Raw genomic sequence first — 3,776 nt, forward strand, 5'->3', positions numbered from 1 at the left:
CCTGCACACCTACAACCACCACCGCTGCCACACCGCACTCGAAGGTCAACCACCCATCACCCGCGTGAACAACCCTGCGGGTCAATACACCTAGGCCCCGCGGCCAGTCGTGGAGGCGAAGCCCAGCCAGGTGTGCCGGTTGTTCCACCAGCACCAGCCGACCTTCGGGGCGTTGCGCCGCTCCCGGCCGTCGCGCCCGGTGCCGTTGCTGATCCAGATCGCCGGGGTACGGGCGTCCAGGCTGCCGTCGGCCTTGCGCAGCCGCGACCCGATGGTCATGAAGCAGCGGTTGCGCTCCAGGACCGCCCGTTCCTGGAGCACCCAGTGGATGCCCTCGGTGAGCAGCAGCGGCGTGCGGTCCTCCGCGGTGAGGGCAGGCAGTGCCTCGTCCGGGCTCCAGTTGGCCATGTCGTCACCGCGGTCGACGCCGGTGACGACGTAGAGCGGGGCGTCGGGCAGTTCGACGGCGCTCGGCGCGAACTCGTCGACGTCGGGCATGTCGACGACGACGAAGCCCGGTTTGTCGTCGCGGCGCAGCAGCGGGGCGAGGGCGGAGGCGGGGGCTCTGTCCGGGTGCACGGCCAGCAGGGTGCCCTCGCCGTCGGTCTCGGCGGCGAACGTACGGATCTCGTCGGCGGACAGCCCGGCGATCTCGTGCACCCCCAGCTCGATCAGTCGCTCGGCCTGCGCACTCAAGGCCGGGAGTGCGGGGAGGACGGTGGACGTGTCGGGCGTGGTGTCGGGCACGATGCTCCCATGGTCGGTGACGTGGGCGAACTCACGTGCAACGAGCCGGTCTGCCGGGGCGTTCCCGCCCCGGCACCTGCGTGCCCTCGCCGGACGGGCCGTGCGACTGTCACTCGCGGGGTGTCACACCGTAGGCGGTGCGAATTCGGATCACTTCTCCAGGAAGGCGAGCAGTGCCGAGTTGACCTCCTCCGCGTGGGTCCACAGCAGTCCGTGCGGGGCGCCCTCGATCTCGACGTAGTCGGCGGCCGGAAGAGCCTTGTGGAACTGCCTGGCGGTGCCCTCCACGGGGAGGATGCGGTCGCCAGTGCCGTGCAGGATCAGGGCCGGCACGTCGATCGCCGGGATGTCGGCGCGGAAGTCGGTGTACCAGGTCGACGGCGCGGCGGCCGCCGCGAAGAAGCCGCCGCCCGCGGCGACGTTCCAGCTGTTGCGGACGGCCTCCTCGCTGATCCTGGTTCCGACGTTCTCGTCGAGGTTGTAGAAGTCCTTGTAGAAGTCCGTGTAGTACGCGTAGCGGTCCGCCTTGACGGCCGCGACGATCCCGTCGAAGAACTCCTTCGGGGCGACCCCCTGCGGGTTGTCGTCGGACTTGAGCAGGCAGGGCTCCAGCGAGGCGAGGAAGGCGACCTTGGCGACCCGGCCCGAGCCGTACCGGGACACGTACCGGGCGACCTCGCCGGTGCCCATCGAGAACCCGACGAGGACGGCGTCCCGCAGGTCGAGGGTCTCCATCACGGTGTTCAGGTCGGCGGCGAAGGTGTCGTAGTCGTAGCCGGTCGTCGGCTGGGCGGACTGCCCGAAACCGCGCCGGTCGTAGGTGATCACGCGGTAGCCGGCGTCGAGCAGTACGGCGGTCTGCCGCTCCCAGGAGTGGCCGTCGAGCGGAAAGCCGTGGATGAGGACGACCGGCTGACCGGATCCGTGGTCCTCGTAGTAGAGGTCTATGGCGGTGGAGTTCTCCTGGCCCACGGTGATGTACGGCATGCGCTGCTTCCTCGTTTCCGGGTGGCTGGTGAGGGGACCCGGCCACGCTAGGCCCGTGGCCGCAGCGCCGGTTGCCGGGCAGCGCACCGGTTCTTTACCGGGGGCGCACAGGAGCACGCGTTCGCAGACCGTCAACCCGTCGTACGGGCCGTGACCGGCGTGACCGGCGTGGCACCATCGTCGGCATGGAAGATTTCTTGACGCCCGATCAGGTCGACGCCCGTAAGTCCCGCGCTCTCGCCGCGGCCGTCGCCGCGGGTCGTGATCTGGGGCTCACGGTGACCGACGCGAGGGTGCTCCACGACGTGTTCTCCGTCGTGGTGCACCTCGCTCCCTCGCCCGTGGTGGTGCGGGTGCCGACCGTTCTGCCGTCGTACTCCGGCCCCGAGTTACAGGCGGCGCGGCAGCGGCTGGAGCTCGATGTGGTGGGGTGGCTCGCCGAACAGGGGCACCCGGTGATTCCGCCGAGTCTGCTCGTGCCGCGGGAGCCCGTGCAGCGGGACGGTTTCTCGATGAGGTTCTGGCAGTTCGTCGAGCTGGACCAGAGCGTGGAGCCCGATTACGTGCACAACTCCGGCCTGGTCGCCGACCTGCACGCCGCGCTGCGCTCGTACCCGGGTGAGCTGCCCTTCCTGTCGGCGGCCGAACCGCGGTTCGTCTCCGAGGGACTTGCCGCGCTCGAGGGGCGGCCCGACCTCCTGGAGCCGGCCGACCTCGACCGCGCGCGGCGCGAGTGGGACATCCTGGAACCTCTCGTCAGCTCACGCGCGAAGTTCGAGGCGGCGTTCCCCGGCATCGAGTTCCAGCCGATCCACGGTGACTCCCCCGCGGCCAACATCGTCTCCGCCAAGGACGGCGAGCTGTACTCCGACTTCGAGCTGACGACGTTCGGACCGGTCGAGTGGGACTTGGCGGCTCTCGGCCCTGAATGCGAGACCGCCTACAACGCGGCCGCAGAGCGCCGGGGCCTGCGGCGGCTGGACGAGGGTGTGCTGCGCGTCGTCAACGCCGTGGGCATGTCCCGCGCGGTGGCGTGTCTCGCACTCGCGCCCCAACTGCCCATGCTCGTGGACGCGTTGCAGCCGGCCGTCGAACAGTGGCGGACGATGCCGTTCGCCGGTGGTCTGGGCGGCTGAGCGCGAGGCGGCGGCGTTGCTCACTCGGGCAGGGGCCGGTCGTCGACGACGTGTTTCATGACGAGGGTGGAGTTCAGGCGCTGGACGCCGGGCAGTCGGGCGAGCTGCTGGTCGTAGAGCTGCTGGAAGGCGGCAAGGTCGGTGGTGGCGACGCGCAGGAGGTAGTCGGGGTCGCCGAACAGGCGCTGTGCCTGGAGCACGTGCGGGACGGCGGCCACGCCCTTTTCGAACGCGGAGACGGTGTCGGCGTCCTCCCAGTGCAGGGTGACGAAGACGAGCGCCTCGAAATTGAGACCCACGGCTGCCGGGTCCACGACGGCCCGGTAGCCGCGGATCGCGCCCTCGCGCTCCAGGTCGCGCAGGCGGCGGTGGCAAGGCGAGACGCTCAGTTTCACGCGGGCGGCCAGCTCGGTGACCGTGAGACGGCCGTCCAGCTGTAGCTCGGTGAGAATCTTCCGGTCCAGGGCATCCATGGAGAAGATTCTGCCCCGGATCCCGCGATCAAGGGGTAAAGAAGGGAACACCCTCGGGCCGCTCGGCCGTCCCGGCCGTCGCCGGGCTGACAGCCGGATACGCGGGATACACCCTGCTCGCGGTCGCGGACCTGGTGGTGATCGTGGCGAACTCGGCGACCCTGCTCACCGCGCTGACCGTGGCCGGGGGCCGGCTAGTGAGGGCGCCGCCGTACCGCGATCTTCTCGCCGAGGGTCGTCACGACGCCTCCGGCGGCGCCGACGAGAAGCCCCTGCCGACGGGACTAGGGTCTGTCGTTTGGATCACGCCGCAGACGCGGGGTCTGGCACGCACCTCCGCGGCGTTGTCGTCGGTTGCCGACGCTCCGCGTCGACGCCCTCCTCCGCCTTGCAGAGGCACGCACCAGACCCCGCTCGCCGGCACCGAGCAGAA

At 70.3% G+C, this 3,776-nt stretch carries 4 protein-coding genes; 1 reads left to right on the forward strand and 3 read right to left on the reverse strand.

Features of this window, described 5'->3' with window-relative positions; all coding sequences use genetic code 11:
• Positions 1–90: 90 nt before the first annotated feature.
• Together ACIBNA_RS44850 and ACIBNA_RS44855 are read right to left on the reverse strand one after the other, a co-directional pair.
• Complete coding sequence (locus tag ACIBNA_RS44850) at positions 91–747, reverse strand: DUF5701 family protein (RefSeq protein ID WP_399171252.1); 657 nt, start codon at positions 745–747, stop codon at positions 91–93.
• A gap of 150 nt (positions 748–897) precedes the next feature.
• Entirely contained in the window at positions 898–1,734 is an 837-nt protein-coding gene (locus ACIBNA_RS44855; RefSeq protein ID WP_399171253.1) for an alpha/beta fold hydrolase, read from the reverse strand.
• Between the two features lie 185 nt (positions 1,735–1,919).
• On the opposite strand from ACIBNA_RS44855, the gene ACIBNA_RS44860 reads away from it, so the two are divergent.
• On the forward strand, positions 1,920–2,870 hold the full coding sequence (locus tag ACIBNA_RS44860) for a phosphotransferase family protein (protein WP_399171255.1): 951 nt from the start codon (positions 1,920–1,922) through the stop codon (positions 2,868–2,870).
• Positions 2,871–2,890: 20 nt separating this feature from the next.
• Here ACIBNA_RS44860 and ACIBNA_RS44865 read toward each other — a convergent pair whose 3' ends face one another.
• Positions 2,891–3,343, reverse strand: coding sequence for an Lrp/AsnC family transcriptional regulator (locus ACIBNA_RS44865; protein WP_274814563.1), 453 nt, complete (start codon positions 3,341–3,343; stop codon positions 2,891–2,893).
• Positions 3,344–3,776 lie beyond the last annotated feature (433 nt).

The organism is Streptomyces sp. NPDC050164 (assembly GCF_044459945.1).
In the GTDB taxonomy this organism is placed as follows: domain Bacteria; phylum Actinomycetota; class Actinomycetes; order Streptomycetales; family Streptomycetaceae; genus Streptomyces; species Streptomyces coeruleorubidus_A.